19 protein-coding genes are annotated in these 19,013 nt (G+C 60.9%); 10 read left to right on the top strand and 9 right to left on the bottom strand.

Annotated elements, in window-relative coordinates; translation table 11 throughout:
• Positions 1 to 23: 23 nt before the first annotated feature.
• Together ACSBM8_RS14370 and ACSBM8_RS14375 are read left to right on the top strand one after the other, a co-directional pair.
• The gene (locus ACSBM8_RS14370) at positions 24 to 491 is read left to right on the top strand and encodes an Lrp/AsnC family transcriptional regulator (RefSeq protein WP_442678685.1); all 468 of its coding nucleotides are present in this window, start codon (positions 24 to 26) and stop codon (positions 489 to 491) included.
• Between the two features lie 242 nt (positions 492 to 733).
• Positions 734 to 949, top strand: a complete 216-nt coding sequence (locus ACSBM8_RS14375) for a hypothetical protein (protein WP_442678686.1) — start codon at positions 734 to 736, stop codon at positions 947 to 949.
• A 30-nt stretch (positions 950 to 979) separates the two neighbouring features.
• On the opposite strand, the gene ACSBM8_RS14380 is transcribed toward ACSBM8_RS14375, so the two are convergent.
• From ACSBM8_RS14380 to ACSBM8_RS14395, 4 genes are read right to left on the bottom strand one after another with little or no spacing between them, the layout of a single operon-like run.
• The gene (locus ACSBM8_RS14380) at positions 980 to 1,555 is read right to left on the bottom strand and encodes an NUDIX domain-containing protein (RefSeq protein WP_442678687.1); all 576 of its coding nucleotides are present in this window, start codon (positions 1,553 to 1,555) and stop codon (positions 980 to 982) included.
• Positions 1,548 to 2,837, bottom strand: coding sequence for an NAD(P)/FAD-dependent oxidoreductase (locus tag ACSBM8_RS14385; protein WP_442678688.1), 1,290 nt, complete (start codon positions 2,835 to 2,837; stop codon positions 1,548 to 1,550). Before ACSBM8_RS14385 ends, ACSBM8_RS14380 begins: the two co-directional genes overlap by 8 nt.
• 55 nt (positions 2,838 to 2,892) lie before the next feature.
• Positions 2,893 to 3,927 (bottom strand): glycosyltransferase family 4 protein, encoded by a 1,035-nt coding sequence (locus ACSBM8_RS14390; protein ID WP_442678689.1) that lies wholly within the window; start codon positions 3,925 to 3,927, stop codon positions 2,893 to 2,895.
• Positions 3,924 to 4,829, bottom strand: a complete 906-nt coding sequence (locus tag ACSBM8_RS14395) for a UDP-2,3-diacylglucosamine diphosphatase (protein WP_442681605.1) — start codon at positions 4,827 to 4,829, stop codon at positions 3,924 to 3,926. The genes ACSBM8_RS14390 and ACSBM8_RS14395 overlap by 4 nt, the downstream gene beginning before the upstream one ends.
• A 215-nt stretch (positions 4,830 to 5,044) precedes the next feature.
• On the opposite strand from ACSBM8_RS14395, the gene ACSBM8_RS14400 reads away from it, so the two are divergent.
• Positions 5,045 to 5,677, top strand: coding sequence for a class I SAM-dependent methyltransferase (locus ACSBM8_RS14400; protein ID WP_442678690.1), 633 nt, complete (start codon positions 5,045 to 5,047; stop codon positions 5,675 to 5,677).
• An 11-nt stretch (positions 5,678 to 5,688) separates the two neighbouring features.
• Complete coding sequence (locus ACSBM8_RS14405; RefSeq protein WP_442678691.1) at positions 5,689 to 6,324, top strand: hypothetical protein; 636 nt, start codon at positions 5,689 to 5,691, stop codon at positions 6,322 to 6,324.
• A gap of 153 nt (positions 6,325 to 6,477) precedes the next feature.
• On the opposite strand, the gene ACSBM8_RS14410 is transcribed toward ACSBM8_RS14405, so the two are convergent.
• Positions 6,478 to 8,127 (bottom strand): aminotransferase class III-fold pyridoxal phosphate-dependent enzyme, encoded by a 1,650-nt coding sequence (locus ACSBM8_RS14410; protein WP_442678692.1) that lies wholly within the window; start codon positions 8,125 to 8,127, stop codon positions 6,478 to 6,480.
• 38 nt (positions 8,128 to 8,165) lie between these two features.
• Between ACSBM8_RS14410 and asd the strand changes: the two genes are divergently transcribed.
• The 3 genes from asd (at position 8,166) to ACSBM8_RS14425 (ending at position 10,482) form a co-directional block, all read left to right on the top strand.
• Complete coding sequence (asd, locus tag ACSBM8_RS14415; protein ID WP_442678693.1) at positions 8,166 to 9,041, top strand: archaetidylserine decarboxylase; 876 nt, start codon at positions 8,166 to 8,168, stop codon at positions 9,039 to 9,041.
• A 38-nt stretch (positions 9,042 to 9,079) separates the two neighbouring features.
• Positions 9,080 to 9,847 (top strand): metallophosphoesterase, encoded by a 768-nt coding sequence (locus tag ACSBM8_RS14420; protein WP_442678694.1) that lies wholly within the window; start codon positions 9,080 to 9,082, stop codon positions 9,845 to 9,847.
• A 209-nt stretch (positions 9,848 to 10,056) separates the two neighbouring features.
• Positions 10,057 to 10,482 (top strand): hypothetical protein, encoded by a 426-nt coding sequence (locus tag ACSBM8_RS14425; protein WP_442678695.1) that lies wholly within the window; start codon positions 10,057 to 10,059, stop codon positions 10,480 to 10,482.
• Between the two features lie 363 nt (positions 10,483 to 10,845).
• Here the strand turns inward: ACSBM8_RS14425 and ACSBM8_RS14430 are convergent, their stop codons facing one another.
• Positions 10,846 to 12,234, bottom strand: a complete 1,389-nt coding sequence (locus ACSBM8_RS14430; RefSeq protein ID WP_442678696.1) for an exopolysaccharide biosynthesis polyprenyl glycosylphosphotransferase — start codon at positions 12,232 to 12,234, stop codon at positions 10,846 to 10,848.
• A 248-nt stretch (positions 12,235 to 12,482) separates the two neighbouring features.
• On the opposite strand from ACSBM8_RS14430, the gene ACSBM8_RS14435 reads away from it, so the two are divergent.
• Entirely contained in the window at positions 12,483 to 13,499 is a 1,017-nt protein-coding gene (locus ACSBM8_RS14435) for a M48 family metalloprotease (protein ID WP_442678697.1), read from the top strand.
• Positions 13,500 to 13,620: 121 nt separating this feature from the next.
• Complete coding sequence (locus ACSBM8_RS14440) at positions 13,621 to 14,307, top strand: polysaccharide biosynthesis/export family protein (RefSeq protein ID WP_442678698.1); 687 nt, start codon at positions 13,621 to 13,623, stop codon at positions 14,305 to 14,307.
• A gap of 337 nt (positions 14,308 to 14,644) precedes the next feature.
• Here the strand turns inward: ACSBM8_RS14440 and rfbB are convergent, their stop codons facing one another.
• From rfbB to rfbA, 3 genes are read right to left on the bottom strand one after another with little or no spacing between them, the layout of a single operon-like run.
• On the bottom strand, positions 14,645 to 15,700 hold the full coding sequence (rfbB, locus tag ACSBM8_RS14445; protein WP_442681606.1) for a dTDP-glucose 4,6-dehydratase: 1,056 nt from the start codon (positions 15,698 to 15,700) through the stop codon (positions 14,645 to 14,647).
• Positions 15,700 to 16,266, bottom strand: a complete 567-nt coding sequence (gene rfbC / locus ACSBM8_RS14450; RefSeq protein ID WP_442678699.1) for a dTDP-4-dehydrorhamnose 3,5-epimerase — start codon at positions 16,264 to 16,266, stop codon at positions 15,700 to 15,702. The genes rfbB and rfbC overlap by 1 nt, the downstream gene beginning before the upstream one ends.
• Positions 16,263 to 17,138, bottom strand: a complete 876-nt coding sequence (gene rfbA / locus ACSBM8_RS14455; protein ID WP_442678700.1) for a glucose-1-phosphate thymidylyltransferase RfbA — start codon at positions 17,136 to 17,138, stop codon at positions 16,263 to 16,265. Before rfbA ends, rfbC begins: the two co-directional genes overlap by 4 nt.
• A 267-nt stretch (positions 17,139 to 17,405) precedes the next feature.
• On the opposite strand from rfbA, the gene ACSBM8_RS14460 reads away from it, so the two are divergent.
• Entirely contained in the window at positions 17,406 to 18,842 is a 1,437-nt protein-coding gene (locus ACSBM8_RS14460; protein WP_442678701.1) for an O-antigen ligase family protein, read from the top strand.
• Positions 18,843 to 19,013: the final 171 nt, after the last annotated feature.

A 19,013-nucleotide genomic window follows, 5' to 3' on the forward strand; every position in this document is an offset into this window, starting at 1 on the left:
ATTAACAACATCGAGGTATTTCCTTGCCGACACCGCTTGACCCGTTCGATCGCAAAATCCTCAACGCCATCCAGGAGGACGCCAATCAGCCCATCGCCAAGATTGCGGAAAAAGTGGGCCTGTCGACGTCGCCTTGCTGGCGCCGCGTCGAGCGGCTCGAGAAGGAAGGCGTGATCGTCAAACGGGTGGCGATCGTCGATCGTCAGAAGGTGGGGCTGAACGCCCATATCTTTGCGCAGGTGAAGCTGAATGCCCATGGCCGCGCCAACCTCGACGAGTTCGCCGCCGCGATCCGGGGCTTCCCCGAAGTATTGGAAGCCTATGTGCTGATGGGTGTCTTCGATTTCATGCTGCGGATCGTGGCGGAGGATATCCACGCGTATGAACGCTTCTTCTTCAACCATCTGTCGAAGTTGCCGGGCATCCAGGAAATCAATTCGACCGTGGCGCTGTCCGAACTGAAATCTACGACAGCGCTTCCCATTCGCTGATCGAAGGCGCCAGTGCCACAGCCCACGAGCGTGCGACCTTGGCCGGTAAAAGTCCCTTCCAAACAAAGTCTTCGCAGATCGAGAGAGGCTCTTGCAGCGATCAAGCGGCACGCGCATAGAATGACGAAGCGTTCTTCGTCGGCGTCGGTCGGCATGGTCGTTGACGAAAGACTGAGCGGCAAAAGCCGTACTACAAACCCCAAGGTGGCCGTCCAAATAGGCGCTGCCCGCGGGGAGGAGAGATGCCCCGAATGTATGTTATCGCCTTGCTGTGTCTCGTGTGCGCGATCCTGTCCGCTTCGCTGTCCTTCGCGTGGCAGCACGCCCCCAAAGCGGTTGCGGAGCATTGGACCGTGCGTCGGAAACGGGAGGCGAAAATCCGCGCGGGGCGGACGGGTGCCCTGTATCTTGGCGGCGCCGCGATCGCGTTGGGCGGCATTGCCCAATTTTTGCAATGACGGCGCCGACAGGAGGCGCGAGGATACGGCCTAGGACGCGAACAGTTCCGGGCGTCGCTGCTTGAGCGCCTGGAGCAATATATAGGTCTTGGCGTCGCCCAACTGATCGGCCTCCGCCAGTGCCCAAAGCGCCTGCAACGTCACTTCGTGCATCGTGATACATTCATTCTCATCGGCGGCGCCCCCGCCCGGCCCGGTGCGCTGGGCCGCCGAATAGGGCGCGAGGAAGAGGCTTATGCGCTCGGTCGACACGGCCGGCATCGGCCAGAGCGTCGCGACTTTTTCCAGTTCAAGGACGGCGACGCCAGCCTCTTCCATCGCTTCGGCCCGGGCGGTGTCTTCCGGCGTCTTGCCTTCCACTCGACCTGCGACGACCTCCAGCAGCGGCGCATGCCCGCCTTGCAGGACCGGCACGCGCGGCTGCCGCACCAGCAAAGCGACCCGGCGATCGGGATCGTACAGCATCACCGCCGCCGCATCGCCATGATCCTCGACCACGCGCTGCTCGATTGCGCCATTGGGCAGCTTCAACACCACGTCGGAGATGGTCGACCAACGGTCATGAATCAGCCGGCGTTCGACGATCTCCGCTTCGATGTCAGGCATCCAGTGCGCTTCCGTCTTGGCTCAGCAGCGCCATTTCCTTGAGCGGGATATCGGTGTCGGCCAGCCGTTCCGGAGCGACATGCGAACGGCCGGTGACGAGTGCGCGCCCCTGCACATAGTCGCGTGTGGCATTGACGCAGTCCAGCGCGACCACCTGCCCTTCCTTCAGATAGAGGATCGAAAAGCTGCGGCTCGCGGGATCGCCGCGCGTCACCTCGGCATCATGCCCCGCGCTTAAGCCGACCGTCTGCAATTTGAGATCATATTGGTTCGACCAGAACCATGGCACCGCCGCATAGGGTTCGAGCGTGCCGGTCAACGCCTTGGCGACAATGGTCGCCTGGTCATTGGCGTTCTGGACCGATTCCAGCCGGATCGGCAGATTGTCGGCGAACGGGTTGGCATGCAATGCGCAGTCGCCGATCGCGTGGACATGCGGCAGGCTGGTGCGGCAATATTCGTCGACCGCCACGCCATTCCCGCCCTCGGCGCCGGCCGACAGCAATGGTTCGACCGCGGGAATGATGCCAATACCGACGATAACCATATCGCACGGGCTGATTTCACCGTCGGCCAGCCGCACCCCGGTGACGCGGCCATCCGCGCCGACAATCGCGTCAACCATAATCTCGAAGCGCATCTCCACCCCATGGGCGCGATGTTCCTCCTGGTAGAAGCGGGACAATTCGCGACCGGCGACGCGTGCCAGCACGCGATCCTGCGTCTCGAATATCGTCACTGTCTTGCCGAACTTGGTGAGCACCGCCGCCGCTTCCAACCCGATATAGCCGCCGCCGATCACGGCGACGCGGCGGGTGGTCGCGAGTTCGCCCATGAGCCGATCGACGTCCGCACGCGACCGGACCGAATGTACCCCTGCCAGATCGCCCCCCATGCAGGCCAGCCGGCGGGCATGCCCGCCCGCAGCCCAGACGAGCTCACCATACCCGATCGCTTGCCCGGCGGCGGTCGTGACGGAGCGTCCGTCGGGATCGACCGAAGTCACGCGCTGCCCGGTCAGCATCGCTATGTCGCGCTCCTGCCAGAAGGCGGCGGGGCGGATCAGAATCCGCTCGAACGGCTTGTCCCCGGCCAGATATTCTTTCGACAATGGCGGGCGTTCGTAAGGAAGCTCCGGTTCCTCGCCAACGATCGCGATCGAGCCGGTGAATTTACGCTGGCGCAGGCCAATGGCGAGATTGGCGCCGGCATGCCCCCCGCCGACGATCAGGATGTCATAATGGTCCACGCTTACTCCCCGGCTTTGCCCCGCATCTAGCATAGCGACCGGCGGGCTCAATGAGGAGGAGCGTCGTGCAGCGACGGGCGGCGTTAGCTCATGCGGCCAGGCGTTGCCGGGTGGGGAACGGGCATAGTCCCGCCAGGAACTGATCGGTGCAGGCGTCCCAGCTGTAGCGCCGTCCTTCGATCGCGCAGTCGGCACGCGGCGCGGTGAGAGCCGCGCGGATCGCCGTCGCCAGATCATCGTCCATCGCGCCGACACGGCGCTGGGCCGTGCCGATGATGTCGAGCGGACCATGGACCGGATAGGCCGCGACCGGCGTGCCGCTGGCCAGCGCCTCGATCATGACCAGGCCGAACGTATCGGTCCGGCTGGGGAAAACGAAAACGTCAGCCGATGCATAGGCCGCCGCAAGCGCCGTACCCTGCAGCGCGCCGAGAAAAAGCGCGCCCGGATGCCGCTGTGCCAGATAGGCGCGGGCCGGTCCGTCCCCAACGACGACCTTCGATCCCTCGACCGGTGTGTCGAGGAAGGCACCGATATTCTTCTCGACCGCCACACGACCGACATAGAGCTGGATCGGCCGCGGCAGACCAGCCAACGCCGGCAATGCAGGCATATCCGGACTGAACAGGTCGAGATCGACCCCGCGCGACCAGGCATGGGTTTGCGGCAGTCCCTGTTCAGCCAGCTCTTTCGCCAGCATCGAAGTGGCCACCATGATCCGCGTGGCAGGTGTATGAAAACGCCGGACGATAGGCCAGAACCAGGCGGACGGCAGGCCGGTGCGCATGGCCACATAATCGGGAAAGCGGGTGTGAAAGGAGGTCGAGAAGGGCAGACGGCGATCAAGGCACCAGCGCCGCGCCGACCAGCCAAGCGGTCCCTCGGTCGCAATATGGACGGCCTCGACGCCCGCATTGTCCAGCCGGCGCCCCACTTCGCGTCCGCTGCCGATCGCCAGGCGTATCTCAGGATAGCTCGGGCAGGCGATGGTACGGAACTGATCGGGCGTGATCGTCTCGACAGCGTGGCCGCATGCGCGCAACTTGCCGACAGTCGTCTCCAGCGTGCGGACGACGCCATTGATCTGCGGCCGCCATGCGTCCGAAACGAGTGCGACCTTCATGCCGGTACGAGGACGAGCGGTGCCACCGCTTTCGCGGCCGTTGCACGCGCCGCCTCCTGCCGCTTATGTTCGGCCCAGTCGATGATCTCCATCCGACCATCGTCATGCTCGGCCAAAGCGGTGCAGCTTTCGACCCAGTCGCCGTCATTATAATAGGTGATGTCGCCGAATTCGCGGATTTCGGCCGAATGGATGTGCCCGCAGACGACGCCGTCGACATGGCGCTCGGCGGCGGCATGCGCCACCACTTCCTCGAATTTCGAGATGAACTGGACCGCGTTCTTCACGCGCTTCTTCAAATGCGCGGCGAGCGACCAATAAGGCAGGCCGAAGCGGCGGCGCACGAAATTCACCACCGAATTGGCTTTGAGCAGGAATTCGTAGGCGCTGTCGCCGAGGAAGGCGAGCCACTTGGCGTAGAGCACGATACTGTCGAACTGATCGCCGTGCAGAACGAGCAGGCGACGACCGTCCGCCGTCTCGTGGATCGCTTCGCTGACAACCGTCACGTCGCCGAAGGCGAGGCCGGTATAATCGCGCAGCACCTCGTCATGATTGCCGGGCACGTACACGACATGCGTGCCGCGCTTGGCCATCTTGAGGATGCAGCGCACGACATCGTTATGGCGCGGTGGCCAATACCAGCCTTTGCGCAGGCGCCACGCATCGATGATGTCGCCGACCAGATAGAGCGTGTCGCATTCGACCGACTTCAGGAAGTCCAGCAGCAATTCGGCATTGCAGCCGGGCGTGCCGAGATGAATGTCGGAAATCCAGATCGTGCGGTAATGCGTGCGCTGCCGCGGGGCAGGCTTCGCGTCGGGTTCATCGAACCAGGCCGGCAAGCTCGTCGGCGCCGAAAACGGCTTCTTGGGGCCGCCCGGCTTCACGCGCAGGGCCATCGGAAGGTCTGGGAGAGAGGCCAAGCTTTCGCTCCTCGCGCCGTTTCAATGATGGCCTTGTACGGCACGCTGATGAAAGCTGCGGGTCAGTCCCGTGGCAGATTGATGAACGCGGGCCGGCCTCGCGCGGTCGACTGTCACAAAAGCGTGATCATCCCGTAGCGCGTCTGTCGCGGAACTGACCGATAGCTCCCCGGATCATGGGAGAAGTTGGCATGGCGACAGCAATGCAGACGCGATCGGTTGCAGCGGCCTACGACAGGTGGGCGCCGGTATATGATTTAGTATTCGGCGCCGTCTTCCGGCAAGGACGCAGCATCGCGATCGATGCCGCGAACCGCATCGGCGGGCGCGTACTGGAAGTCGGCGTGGGGACCGGCATTTCGCTGCCGCATTATAGCAAGCGCTGCACGCTCTACGGCATCGACATTTCCGACGGCATTCTCGGCAAGGCGCGGATGCGCGCGCAGACGCTCGACAATGTCGAAGCGATTGCCGTGATGGACGCGGAAGATCTGCGCTTTGACGATGGCGCATTCGATGTCGTCGTCGCCCAATATGTGATCACCGCCGTCCCCAATCCGGAACGCGCGCTCGACGAATTTGCGCGCACCGTACGCCGCGGGGGCGAGATCGTCATCACCACCCGGATCGGCGCGGGCAAGGGTCTGCGCGGCCGGGTCGAAAAGCTGCTGATGCCGATCACCAGCCGACTGGGATTCCGCACCGAATTCCCGTTCGAACGCTACGCCGACTGGGCGGCTGCCAATGGCAGCGTCGAGCTGGTCGAACGCAGCCCCCTGCCCCCGCTCGGCCATTTCGAGCTCCTCCGCTTCCGCAAGAACTGAACGGACCGCACATGAGCGAAACGTTGAACCAACCGACCGGCAAGATCGCCGCCTTCCGCGCACAGCTCGACGAGCAACGCTGGGACGATCATCGCTATTATCATCACAGCCTGATCAACCAGAGCCTGCACTTTCTGAGCGCGAGCACTTTCATCGGCGCTTATATTCTGATGTTCCACGATCCCGCGCTGGCGAGCCTGCTCGGCTGGTGCGTGGCGATGACGAGCCGTCAGGCCGGGCACTTCTTCTTTGAGCCCAAGGGCTATGACGCGGTCAACGATGCGAGCCACGAATATAAGGAAGAGATCAAGGTCGGCTACAATCTCGTCCGCAAGGTCGTCTTCATGACGATGTGGGCGCTGATGCCGCTGGTGCTGCTGATCAGCCCGACCCTGTTCGGCGTCTTCGCGCCGATCCCCGGGCCGATGGGCTTCCTGCGCCATGTCGGGTTGATGTGGCTGGTTCTGGGGATTGGCGGGCTGTTATTCCGTACCTTCCAGCTCTTCTTCATCCGCGACGTGCCGACCGGATTGGTGTGGGCCGCCAAGATCGTGACCGATCCGTTCAACGATTTCATGCAATATCGCCACGCCCCGGTGCGCCTGCTCAAGGGCGAGCGGCTCGACGCCGGTATCGCAACGCGCTGAACGGACCTGAGCAATCCGTTCGTGCTGAACCTGTCGAAGCACCGTCGGTCGAGTTCCGGCGGTGCTGCAGGAAGGACAGCCCCCTTCGACTGCCTGTCTGCCGCAGTCGCCCGGGACAGGCTTCGACCGGCCCGGCGCGAAGGGGGACCTGCGCTAGCGCCCCAGACGCCGCGCGATCAGTTCCCGCAGGATGCCGCGACGCACGCTCTTGTTGGTCGCTTCGGGCGCGTGCCACCACCAGCCGTTGGCGGCCATGCGCAACGCGGCGCGGGTGAAGCGATCCACGACCTCGTCGAAATCGGCATCGGTATAGTTCAGGCTGAAGATGATGCGCCCGGTTCCGACCCAGCTCAGCAACAATCCTTCTTCGCGCAGATAATATTGCAGCATCCAGTTGAAGCGCGATGGGGCGGTGTACAGCACCGTCCAGATCGAGGTCAGGTTGGCGACGCGAACGGGTATGCCGGCGGCCTCCAGGCTGGCGTTCATCTGGGTCGCACGCCGATCCCAGCGGTCGTCCATGTCGACATACAGGCTTTGCGTTTCGGGCAGGTCCAGCGTCCGCAGGAAGGCGTTGGTCGTCGCCATCACATAAGGATGCGCATTGAACGTGCCCCGCGCGAAGCAGATGTCGACCGGCCGATCGTCGCGAAAGCGCTTCATCAGCGCCGCTTTGCCGACCAGGACGCCGATCGGCAGCCCGCCGCCCAGCGTCTTGCCATAGGTCACCATGTCGGGACGGATGCCGAAATATTCGGCGGCGCCACCGCGGGCGAGGCGGAAGCCGGTAAAGACATCGTCCAGGATCAGCACGATCCCGCGATCGCAGCAGACCTCCGCCAATCGCGCAAGCCATTGGCCATAGGCCGCCCGATCGAACCCAGCGGTGCGACTGCCGTCGACCAGCGTGTTGTCCGAAGGCGCCGCCGCATTGGGGTGAAGCGATTGCAGCGGATTGATCAGGACGCAGGCAATATCCCGGCGGGTCGCCAGCGTCCGCAGCGCCTTTTCGGACATTTCCGCCAGCGTGAAGGTGCGATCGGCCGAGACCGGATTGCCGATGCCGGGCTGCACATCGCCCCACCAGCCATGATAGGCGCCGCAGAAGCGCACCACCTTGCTGCGACGCGTATGGTAGCGCGCCAGCCGGACGGCCTGCATCACCGCCTCGGTTCCGGACATGTGGAACGAGACCTCATCGAGCCCGGTGAGCGCGCGCAGCCGCGAGACATTGTCGGCCACGATCGGGTGGAGCGCACCGAGAACCGGGCCGAGTGCGCCGACCTGGCCCACCGCGTCCGCAATCATGCTCTTATAGGCATCATAGCCGAGGAGGTTGACGCCATAGGAACCGGTCAGATCGTAAAAGTCGTTGCCGTCGACATCGGTCACCAGGACGCCGGTGGACGTCTCGACGAAGGCGCTGACGCCAAGATGCTCGCGGACCAGCGGTGCGAACTGGAAGGGAACGCGATAGCTGCCCGTGAACTGAAGATCGGACAGACCAGTCCGCGTCTCGGCGGTCAGCGCACGCCCCTTCGGGAAGCGTGCCGCGAACAGAGCGGCGAGACGATCGAAACCCTGCTCGCGCTTCGCGACGATATCATCGGGCGCGCCATCGCATCCGAAGAACTGCGCGCGCCCATATTCGACCGACGGAATGAGGCGGGCGATGCGACGCGACCATTTGGAATGCCCCGCCAGCGAAGGATGTTTGGCTTGGGACAACAGCAGGCGGCGCCGGCCGGCGGTGGCGCCGAGCCCGACCGATCCAGCCGCAAGGAAGGCGAGAGACCAGTTCATGACTTTTGCTACCGCGCTTCGGCAACGGGAATATGACAATGCGTAAGGCGATCGGCCGCCTCGTTGCGAACGAGGATCTGAACTTCCTGCTGACCAACCGCCTGCCGCGGCGGCTGGCGACCAACGTCATCGGCTGGTTCAGCAAGATCGAGCAGCCGCTGGTGGCGCGTGCGTCGATCGCGGTGTGGCGTTTCTTTTCCGACGTCGATCTGGCCGACGCCGAGCAGACGCATTTCAAGAGCATGCACGCCTGCTTCGTCCGCACGCTGCGACCAGGCGCCCGGCCGGTCGATCCCGACCCGCAGGTCCTTGCCAGCCCGTGCGATGCGATCGTGGGTGCGCATGGCCAGATCGCGGGCGATGAAGTCCACCAGATCAAGGGCGCGCCCTACCGCCTGAGCGAATTGCTGGGCGACGCAGACGCCGCGCGGGCATTTGAAGGCGGCACCTATGTCACCCTGCGGCTAACGGCGGGCATGTATCATCACTTCCATGCACCGCACGACCTGACGGTCGAGCAAGTGACCTATATTTCGGGCGACTGCTGGAACGTGAACCCGATCGCGCTCAAGCGGGTGGAGCGGCTCTTCTGCAAGAATGAGCGGGCGGCGATACGCTGTCGCCTGGACGATGGCACACCGATCATGCTGGTGGCGGTGGCGGCGGTGCTGGTCGCGAGCATTCGGCTAACCTTCCTGGACACGAAGAACGCGTTGCGGATCGGGGGGCCGCGCACGATCGCGCTCCATGCCCAATTGGCCAAGGGCGACGATATGGGCTGGTTCGAGCATGGCTCGACGATCGTGATGCTGGTGCCGCGGGGATTCGATCTGGCGGCTGGCGTCGACAGTCCGTCCCGATTGTACGCCGGAGAGCCATTACTTGCCGCTGGGATAGCCGTGCAACCGACGTGATAGTGCTGTTTTGATGTGGGATTTCCTATAGATGGCGCATGATTTTTCGACGACCTAAGGCCAACGTCGCGCCTTCGCTTCCCCCGGGAAAAAGGGTTTACGCAATCGGCGATGTCCACGGATGCCTGGACCTCCTGAGGACATTGCTGGAATTGGTGGAGCGCGACGCGATAGCTCGGGGCAAGGCCGAAAACCACGTCATTATGTTGGGGGACCTTATCGATCGGGGACCGGCGTCGCGCAGCGTTATAGAGCACCTGCTTAACGATCCGCTGCCCGACTTTCGCTTCCATTTTCTGATGGGCAACCATGAAGACGCAATGCTGCGATCGCTCACGCTTGGCGCCGATCCGCGAGAAACGGGATGGATGCGCTTCGGTGGACGGGAAACGCTGCAAAGTTATGGGGTGCCCGACGAAGTCTACCAGCTTGCTGGCGGATTATTGTCCGATGAAATGAGGCGATACATTCCACGCCAACATCTCGATTTCTTACGCCAGTTTGAAGATAAAATTATCATGGGAGACTATCTGTTCGTTCATGCGGGAATCCGCCCCGGCCGCAGCGTAGACAAGCAAAAACGATCGGATCTTCTTGGCATACGCGATCCATTCCTGAACGATAATCGCAGCCACGGATACATGATCGTGCATGGTCACAGCATCTGCCGTGAGACGGAGTTCATGACGAATAGGATTGGGATTGATACGGGTGCCTATCAGACCGGCGTTCTCACCGCTCTTGGAGTAGAAGGAGCCGACCGCTGGGCTCTCCAGACCGGACGCGATTCCCCCACAATGACCTGAAGCCGGTACGTGGTCGTAGGTCAGATCTCGAACATTTGCATATCTGTTTCATACGGCGATTCGCAAGTTACAGGAATGAAACTGCGTCCCAGCTGCTTAAGTCCGCGGCCAATGTGATACGCCGCGATAGTAAATCAAACGCATACCGCCTGAAGCAAAGCCAGGCACGCCTCTGAACTCATAAAAAACCGCAGATAAACTGCGGTTTAGTGAGCAAAATATCACTTGTAAGAGAGAATGGAAACTGGGCGGCGCGTATCGCGCGCCGCCCAGTTTTCAATAAAGCCTACGGGCTAACTGGCGGCGTCGGGGTTGGCGTCGGCGTCGGCGTCGGGGTTGGCGTCGGCGTCGGCGTCGGGGTTGGCGTCGGCGTCGGCGTCGGCGTCGGCGTCGGCGTCGGCGTCGGCGTCGGCGTCGGCGTCGGCGTCGGCGTCGGCGTCGGCGACGTATCGGTACCGGTAATGTTTGTGAGGCCAGTGATCTCCGACGTCGCAAATCCGCCGGCGATCAAGAAAAACGCGAGTGCCGCGGTGGGAATAGCCGAATTGCTATCGTCGAGATTAGCACCCGTACGACCGCCCAAGCTGGTTCCGGCCATCGCCATGCTCTTGGTATTCGCCAATTTTACCGCATAGGGCCGCACGGGCGCCGCAGCGGAAGCCGCTACGCCAAGCGTAGAGGCGACTAGGAGAGATGCGGTGCCCACGCCCGCGGCGAGCTTTTTGCCGTACATATTCGTCCCCATGTTTTTACGCCATCTACCAACCCTATGTTGGTCATGCTGCGTTGCCACATATTTCGCCGTTGCGCAACGGCAATCTTAAACAAATTTGAGTCATCGTCTAAACCAAATCGGCGTAAACAAGATCACTCTAACATCTGGCTCGCGGCCGTGTTCCTTCGGGAGTCCGCTTGATCGCAAATACCAGTTACTGACCTCGAGCGGACGCGCCAGACATTGCTACCGCCCTGAAGAGCCGCGATATTCGACCTGCCCGTCAGTAGGCGTTCCTGTGAACGAGCACAGCAAAGGTCCGCAGGATGATTTTCAGATCCCGCCAGATCGACCAATAGTTGAGATATTCCAGGTCGGCTTGGAGGCGATTCGTGAGATCCCCACGCCGCTCAGTGGCGCCTCGAAACCCACGCACCTGCGCAAGACCTGTCAGCCCCGGCTTGGCGGCATGCCTATGCCAATAGCGATGATCGATTTCCCAGAATAACAGATTTTCGGCACGAGAGCCAACCGCGTGCGGGCGTGGCCCAACAACGCTCATGTCGCCGATCAGAACGTTGATAAGCTGCGGCAGCTCATCAATGCTCGTCTTTCGGATAAAGCGGCCCACCGTGGTGATCCGCTGATCGTCCCGCAGCGTAGAGGCAGCCCCGCGCCCGTCCGAAGCCTCAACGCGCATGCTGCGAAATTTGAACATCCGGAACATGCCATTGCCGCGACCAATACGTAGCTGCGTGAAGAAAATCGGCCCTGGCCCGCTCACTTTGATCGCGAGGGCAGTAAGAACAAGCAGTGGCGCGCAGATAAACAAAGCAGACGACGCGAAAGCCACATCGAACGCGCGTTTCATGACACGCGCCGCGAGGCCCAGCGGCCCCTTCGCGACGATGATGGTCGGCGAGCCTCCGAACTCGGCAATGGCCATTGGTTTGATCTCGCCCAGCTCAGGCGCCAATATCTCGGCCTGGACATTCGCTCCCTTAAGCGCATGCGCCCAGGCCACACGTTTATCCAGGGCACACTTTACGACCACGCGATCTGCCTCCCGCAAGGTTTTGGCGAGTTGGTCGTACATTTCCGGGCAGTGCATTTCCGGATCAAACCGGGAAGCCGGCAGAACGGAGAGTTGATCCCCCTGCACTTCCGAAACATTGTCATCCGTGATCAGAAAAACACTGTAGGGATTTCCGCCCAGGATCGTGCGCGCTCGACGGATGAAGGACCGCCTTACCAACCCAAGCAGCGATGCGCTGCAGACAAAGCCGATGGCAAAAACGATGCGCGAGAACTCAGCGCTCGCCTTCAAGTAGAAAGCGACGAAGAGCACCGCCAGAACGGCAAGCGCCAACGATTGAAGCGATCGCCCAACAGCGCGCCACGAATCGCCAATCACCTCAGCAGAAAAGGCCTTGGCGCCCAGCGCCAAAGAAAAATAAATGGGAAGGACGGTCAAAGCCACGACAGCCGATTCGTTTACTGCAGAACCGTAAGCGAAGCCGGCAAAGAGATAGCCCGCAACGATGCACATGCAATCCAGTAGGATCAACAGGCTATGGAAGCGTATCCTGAGCGTTCGCCGTGACACGCGGGCGCTTCGCACACGCGCTTCACGATCGGCGATCGGAAATGCTCCTGCTGGTGCAACGTACATGGACGCCCCCTACTCTCGCTCGATCAGGTCATTTACGATGATACGCGGCCCCGAGTCAGTAGCTAACAGGAGAAGTATCGGTTTTCAACCTTTTTACTGCACCGCAGCATAGGTTCCGCCTTGCATCCGCAAGAGGACGGCGGCAAATCAACCTTAGGCGAATATTGTCGTTGTCGCCGACTGCTGGACCCGCGCGACATTCGGCAATCCAGAGGTTGGTATTGATGAGGCGATGGCGTCGGCTAGTTGTGCTTTTGGTGATCGTTGCCGTGCCTCATGTTGCAGGCACAGTTCCGGCGACTCAACAGGCCCTCCGGCAATTCACGTCCTATGATCAGAAGTTGACCTCCGTCGGTTACCGACTCGCTGTTTCAACAAGGGGATTTTGCAAGAAGCAGGCGCCTCTAATCGGGCTGGCCTTCCACGACATCGCGCAATATGCTCCTTCGGAGCAGCCTGATGCGCGCTCAACCTTCGCTTTCGACGGGCATATTCTTGTGCTTGCCGTCGCCACTGACAGCCCCGCCGCAAAAGCGGGCATTCAGGTCGATGACGCGGTGGTGCTTATCAATGGTCAGGCCGTTCCTCCCGCGGTCGCCGGCGTCAGTGCCAGCTTCGCCAGGACTGCCGCATTTCTCGATCAGCTCGAAGCCGCTTTGGCCGCGGCCGATCAGGTATCTATCACCATCGAGCGCGCCGGACAGCGACGTGAAATAGCCGTGAAGGGGGAAATGGGATGCCCCACACGTTTCCAGACGCGAGCAAGCGCAACTATTTTCAGCCAGGCCGACGGGACGAATGTGGAGGTAAGTTCTGGACTGATGGATTTTGCTCAGAGCGACGACGAATTGGCAGGCGTAATAGCACATGAGCTATCCCATAATATTTTAGGACATCGCACCAGCCTGGATCGTCAGCGTATCCACCGGGGTCTTTTGGGCCAATTTGGACGAAGTGCTCGTCTCGTCCGGGACACAGAGCAGCAAGCGGATCGTCTTAGCGTGTACCTGCTGGCGCGGGCGGGATATTCACCAGACGGTAGCCTATTATTCTTCAAACATTATCAGGACTCGCATCCCTTGAATTTCCTGGGCGCGCCAACCCACCCGGCGTTCAAATCGAGGATCGCCATCTTGCAGGCAGAGATAGCCCGTCTAAACGCCATGACCGCTCAAGGCCTGATCCCCTATCCTGAATTTCTGACGGCGCCTCCGCGTGATCGCCTGCATCAGCCACCGGCGATAACCGCATCACAGAATCCATAACCTCCCCGTGATGCTCCACCGCTCATTGCTCGCTGCGCCGCAATGTGCTGAAGGGAGGAAACGCAAGGGGAAGCGGCATCTACCGAAGGGATGTAGCATGCGAACAGGGAGCGCCGGGGCGATGAGGGCATTGAAGCTTGTTTCTATTTGCTCGTCGAGCATATTGGCGACTTCATGCTCGACCAATATAGATGTGCCGTCGGGGCCTCAGGCTTATGCGCTGATGCGCCCTGCCACCGGGAAGGTGGTATTAAGCGATTACCGCATCCAGCCATCCGATCACCTTTCGGTAACGGTTTACCGGGAGCCAGACCTTTCGCTGGCTGACGTGCCGGTCGATTCGGCGGGCAAATTCGCGCTGCCGTTGGTCGGGACCGTCTCGGCTGCCGGTAGAACATCCGAACAACTTGCTAAGGACATCACGAATGCCTTGGGATCCCGCTATTTGAGGGATCCCCAGGTATCGGTAAATGTCATCTCGGCCGCTTCCCAACGCGTTATTGTGGAGGGCTCGGTCGTCCAACCCGGCATCTATGATATCAGAGGGGAGATGACGCTCCTGGGCGCTTTGGCGCTTGCGCGCGGCCCCGATCGGGTGGCCAAATTGAACGAGATCGCAATATTCCGCCGCGTCGACGGCCAATTAATTGCAGCGAAGTTCGATATTTCTCAGATCCGCAGCGGCAAGGCCGCTGATCCTGCAATCATGCCCGATGACACCGTCGTGGTTGGTTTCTCTGGTCTGAAGTCCGTCTGGCGTGATACGCTACAAGCGCTCCCGGCTTTCGCGGTATTCACCCGCCTCTAGCTGCGGCTTTCGTCACGGCCTGCGCCTGGTCAACCGCGTGATCTAATCGCAGTGGATCACATTGCGTGCCGCCCGCAGGTTAGCCGGGCTTATTGACTCATTATGGTGCGGGACCAGACGCTGACCTGTAGAGCATCATTGCGTCAGCATGCGCTGAGCGCGGCTCACCGCTTATAGCACACTAGCTGGCCATGCGCGTCGCTTCGCAGCGGCTATTGAGATGGTTGCGTTCGCTTACACCATACTGATCTGGACGCGGGGCTGGGGCGGGGTTGGGTGCCGCGCCATCACACCTGTGAACTCAGGATCAAAAAGGCGGGATCCGACCCAGATTTCGTCAGCGGCTGCCCAACCGCTGACCGCCATAGGTTGAGTTGCGGATAGGCCCCCACCACCACTCATTCTCCAAAAACCAATCCACCGTCTTTGCGAGACCGGTTTCGAAGCTTTCCTGCGCCTTCCAGCCCAGCTCTCGCTCCAGTTTCGTCGCATCAATCGCGTAACGGCGATCATGGCCCGGACGATCCGAGACGAAGGTGATAAGGCTTCTGCGCGGAGCGCCGCTCGCCAGCGGAGCTCGAGCATCTAGAGCATCGCAGATCGCTTCGACCACCTGCAGATTTGTCCGCTCGTTCCGGCCGCCGACATTGTAGCTTTCGCCCACGGCACCGCGTGTCGCGACCAGCTCCAACGCGCGGGCGTGATCGTCTACAAACAGCCAGTCGCGCACGTTATCGCCCTTGCCATATACGGGGAGCGGCTTGCCCTCCAGCGCGTTCAGGATAACGAGGGGGATTAACTTCTCCGGAAAATGAAACGGGCCGTAATTATTCGAGCAATTGGATAGTACGACTGGAAGTCCATAGGTTTCATGCCAAGCACGAACGAAATGATCGCTGGCAGCCTTGGACGCAGAATAAGGCGATGACGGCGCGTACGGCGTTTCCTCGGTGAAGACGCCGCTATCGAAGGGAAGATCTCCGAATACCTCATCCGTTGAAATATGGTGAAAGCGAAAGACCGCCTGCGCGTCGCCCGATAGACCCTGCCAGTAATTCAATGCAGCGCTCAGTAGCCGGAATGTGCCAACGACGTTGGTTTCGACAAACGCGCCCGGACCATCGATCGAACGATCGACATGGCTCTCCGCTGCAAGATGCATGATCGTTTCGACCCGCTCCTCCTGCAAAAGCGCAAGAACGGCTGGCACATCAGCGATATCGCCCTGCACGAAACGATAATTGTCAGCTCCCTCGATTTCCGAGAGCGAGGCAAGGTTGCCGGCATAAGTGAGCTTGTCCAAGTTGACGACCCGCATGCCTTTTCGCACGAGATGCCGAACGACAGCGGATCCGATAAAGCCGGCGCCGCCCGTGATGAGATATGTGCGCATCAACCAACCTCAAATAGAAAAGGAGACACAAAGTCTCTGAACAATGGTGCATCCGCGTCTTTGGCTGACAGAACGGCGTCGCCCATATTGGGCCAGTCGATCCCGATGTCGGGATCGTTCCAGCGGATCGCCATCTCGCTCTCGCGCGAATAAGGCGCGCTGACCTTGTAAAGCACTTCGGTGTCAGGAAGCAGCGTCATGAAACCGTGCGCGAATCCGGCGGGAACCAACAGCTGGTTCCATGCATCGTGGGAAAGCTCGCGGCCAACCCAGTGGCCGTAGCTGGGTGACCCCTGTCGGATATCTACCGCGACATCGAAGATAGCGCCGCGCAAGACGCGAACCAGCTTGTCCTGGGCGTAAGGTGGCGCCTGGAGGTGCAGCCCTCGCACGGTGCCGGGCGTAGCGGACAGGCTTTGGTTATCCTGCGTCCAGGCAATTGTGATGCCTTCGGCAGCGAAAGCGTCTTGCTTGAACACCTCCGAGAAAAAGCCGCGGTGATCCCCGTGCTTCGCGGGTAGCACCTCGACCACATCCGGAATTGCGAGCCGATTGAACTGGGTCATACGAGGTTCGCGATCCGACGCTTCAAGTAAGCGGCATATTCGGTTTTGCCGAGCGTTGCGGCGCGCGCCAAAACCGCTTCGGCATCCAGATAGCCAAGCTCGAACGCGATTTCTTCCGGGCAGGAAATTTTGATACCCTGACGATGTTCGATCGTACGGACAAAAGAGCCCGCATCGTGCAGTGAATCATGCGTGCCGGTATCCAGCCATGCATAGCCTCGCCCGAGCCGGGAAATGATCAAATCGCCCCGCTCAAGGTAGACCCGATTCACATCCGTAATTTCATATTCGCCACGTGCGGAGGGACGGATCGATCGCGCAATTTCGGTGACATCCGAATCGTAGAAATACAAACCCGTGACGGCCCAGTTGGACTGGGGATTTGCGGGCTTTTCCTCGATGCTGGTGGCCCGGCCGCTCTCAGGATCGAACGACACGACACCGTACCGCTCGGGGTCATCGACATGATAGGCAAAAACGGTTGCCCCCGCCCCGTGGGCGACAGCCTCGCGGCATTTCTCGCCGAGGCCCTCGCCATGATAGATATTGTCCCCCAAGATAAGCGCGCCGGGGCCGCCATTGATGAAAGGGGCGCCGATGACGAAGGCCTGGGCAAGACCGTTCGGCTCCGGCTGCTCGGCATATTCAAGGTTAATCCCGAATGCCGAGCCGTCGCCAAGCAAGGCTCGAAACATCGGCAAGTCACGCGGCGTCGAAATGATGAGAATGTCCCGCATCCCCGCCAGCATCAGTGTCGATAGCGGGTAATAGATCATCGGTTTGTCATATACGGGCAGCAGCTGTTTCGAGACTGCCAACGTAGCCGGATAGAGGCGGGTGCCACTTCCCCCCGCCAAAATGATGCCCTTCACGATGTATTGCCCCCTAGCTTAGCATCGCATTCATGATGCGAAGACGTGTTGCATTGCATCATTGCCGCGCAACGCCGATCTTGCAAGCCGAATTGCCGCTGTCCACGCTCCGTGCGCAGCAATGGCGCAAACTTTGTGACACTGTCACTCGTGAAGCTAACCTGCTTTCGTGAAGCGCACAGGTAAAGTAAGCGTTTGCACGACGCCGACATTGTTTACCGCGGGTGGTACCGCAATTTGCGCTAGTCAATCCGCGAGAATGCTGCGATGCATGATTGCATGTGGGGGCCGATCGAACAGGGTGTTGGCGCGTCGGAATCTGGTGCGATCGGGTCGTCGTTCAAAGCCGGATTTGCCGGTGCCGCGCTTCTTTTGGTGGCCGCCTATCTGTTGGGGGGATCCGCTGCTGCCATACCGGGCCGCGGGATGATCATAGAATTGATCGCCGTCGCGCTTCTGGCGTTTACCGTCCTCAACTGGCGTGGAGGACGCCCGTCGCTCGTCGCGCTTATTGGCATCGCGATGGTTTTGTGTCTGCCGCTCGCCCAATTGATACCGCTTCCCCCCGCCGTCTGGGCCGGCCTGCCGGGTAGAGAAGTAGCGAGAGACGTAACCGCGTTGATCGATCCCACGCTTTGGCGTCCGCTCAGCCTGGATCCCAACGCCACGACACGAGCCTGGTTTGCGCTCTGGGTGCCGGTCGCCATGTTCCTGGCAACGATGCAAATGCCGGAACGGGCGCGCTTCTGGCTCGTCATCGTCTTGATCGGGATTGCCCTGTTGAGCGGGATTCTCGGGCTTCTTCAGATCAGCGTCGGCAATTATAATCTCTATCCGTTCGAAAGCGATCACGAAGGTCTTCCGATCGGCCTCTTCGCCAATCGCAACCATCAGGCGGCACTGATGTATGCGAGCTTGAGCTTCGTGGTCGCCCTCACCCAGATCCAGCGCATCGCCCGGCGCGGCCCCGGCGCATTGGCCGTTGCCACCGGGATTGCCGCGCTGCTCATAGCCACGATATTTGCGACCGGATCACGCGCTGGAATGGTCCTGATGGTGCTGGCATTGTTGCTGAGTGCGCTGATCGTGCTCCGCAAGCGGCTTGGCTGGCGCAAGATCGTCGCAGGCCTCGCGCTGCTGGTGGTCGCGATCGTGCTGCTGTTCAACAGCGGCGTCGTGCAATCTTCCGTGGATCGGCTGCTTACCCAGTCTTCCGATGGCCGCTATGAATTCTGGCCGGAGGTTCTCTATGCGGTTCAGGCCTATTTCCCGGTCGGGTCGGGCGTAGGAACCTTCCAAAATGCATACCAGGCGACCGAACAACTTGCAGCGGTGGGATGGCACTACGTCAATCACGCGCACAACGATTATCTCGAAGTGGCGCTGGAGGCCGGAATACCCGGTGCGCTGGTACTGATCCTGCTGATCGCGATCTGGGCGGGATGGTCGTGGCGCGCCTGGGTGCGCGATCGGGACGACGACGCCAATCTCCTCAGCCGCGCCGCCTCCATCGCGATCCTGTGCCTCATGTTGCACGGTCTGGTCGATTATCCTCTGCGAACTTTCGCGCATCTCACCCTGCTGGGCATGCTCGCCGGCCTTCTGTGCCGGCCGAGGGAGGCCCGCGCGCCAGTTGACGAAGCGGCTGGAAAGCCGGAGGGAAGTTATATCGGCGCGCTGATGCCACGTCGATCAAGAGCATAACCGGGAATGGTTCATATCAACGAAAACCAACCGGCAAATGCAGGGTAAAGGGACGAGCAATGAATAGGGTGATCATGAGCTATAGTGCGCTGGTCGATCCAGTGATGGGCGGTTTGCGCCCTGCCTGTCCTGATAATCTGCATTCGCCGAAGGCCCGCATCGGCGGCCGGC

This window comes from Sphingomonas sp. ASY06-1R, from assembly GCF_052180265.1.
In the GTDB taxonomy this organism is placed as follows: domain Bacteria; phylum Pseudomonadota; class Alphaproteobacteria; order Sphingomonadales; family Sphingomonadaceae; genus Sphingomonas_I.

Excerpts from the sequence above, each read along its gene's own strand:
- ACSBM8_RS14405 (WP_442678691.1), top strand. The coding sequence starts at position 5,689 with ATGAGCGAAACGTTGAACCAACCGACCGGCAAGATCGCCGCCTTCCGC.
- asd (WP_442678693.1), top strand. The coding sequence starts at position 8,166 with ATGCGTAAGGCGATCGGCCGCCTCGTTGCGAACGAGGATCTGAACTTC.
- ACSBM8_RS14460 (WP_442678701.1), top strand. The coding sequence starts at position 17,406 with ATGCATGATTGCATGTGGGGGCCGATCGAACAGGGTGTTGGCGCGTCG.
- ACSBM8_RS14385 (WP_442678688.1), bottom strand. The coding sequence starts at position 2,837 with ATGCTAGATGCGGGGCAAAGCCGGGGAGTAAGCGTGGACCATTATGAC.
- ACSBM8_RS14410 (WP_442678692.1), bottom strand. The coding sequence starts at position 8,127 with ATGAACTGGTCTCTCGCCTTCCTTGCGGCTGGATCGGTCGGGCTCGGC.
- ACSBM8_RS14440 (WP_442678698.1), top strand. The coding sequence starts at position 13,621 with ATGAGGGCATTGAAGCTTGTTTCTATTTGCTCGTCGAGCATATTGGCG.
- ACSBM8_RS14395 (WP_442681605.1), bottom strand. The coding sequence starts at position 4,829 with ATGGCCCTGCGCGTGAAGCCGGGCGGCCCCAAGAAGCCGTTTTCGGCG.
- rfbC (WP_442678699.1), bottom strand. The coding sequence starts at position 16,266 with ATGACCCAGTTCAATCGGCTCGCAATTCCGGATGTGGTCGAGGTGCTA.
- rfbB (WP_442681606.1), bottom strand. The coding sequence starts at position 15,700 with ATGCGCACATATCTCATCACGGGCGGCGCCGGCTTTATCGGATCCGCT.
- ACSBM8_RS14430 (WP_442678696.1), bottom strand. The coding sequence starts at position 12,234 with ATGTACGTTGCACCAGCAGGAGCATTTCCGATCGCCGATCGTGAAGCG.
- ACSBM8_RS14390 (WP_442678689.1), bottom strand. The coding sequence starts at position 3,927 with ATGAAGGTCGCACTCGTTTCGGACGCATGGCGGCCGCAGATCAATGGC.
- ACSBM8_RS14375 (WP_442678686.1), top strand. The coding sequence starts at position 734 with ATGCCCCGAATGTATGTTATCGCCTTGCTGTGTCTCGTGTGCGCGATC.
- ACSBM8_RS14380 (WP_442678687.1), bottom strand. The coding sequence starts at position 1,555 with ATGCCTGACATCGAAGCGGAGATCGTCGAACGCCGGCTGATTCATGAC.
- ACSBM8_RS14420 (WP_442678694.1), top strand. The coding sequence starts at position 9,080 with ATGATTTTTCGACGACCTAAGGCCAACGTCGCGCCTTCGCTTCCCCCG.
- ACSBM8_RS14400 (WP_442678690.1), top strand. The coding sequence starts at position 5,045 with ATGGCGACAGCAATGCAGACGCGATCGGTTGCAGCGGCCTACGACAGG.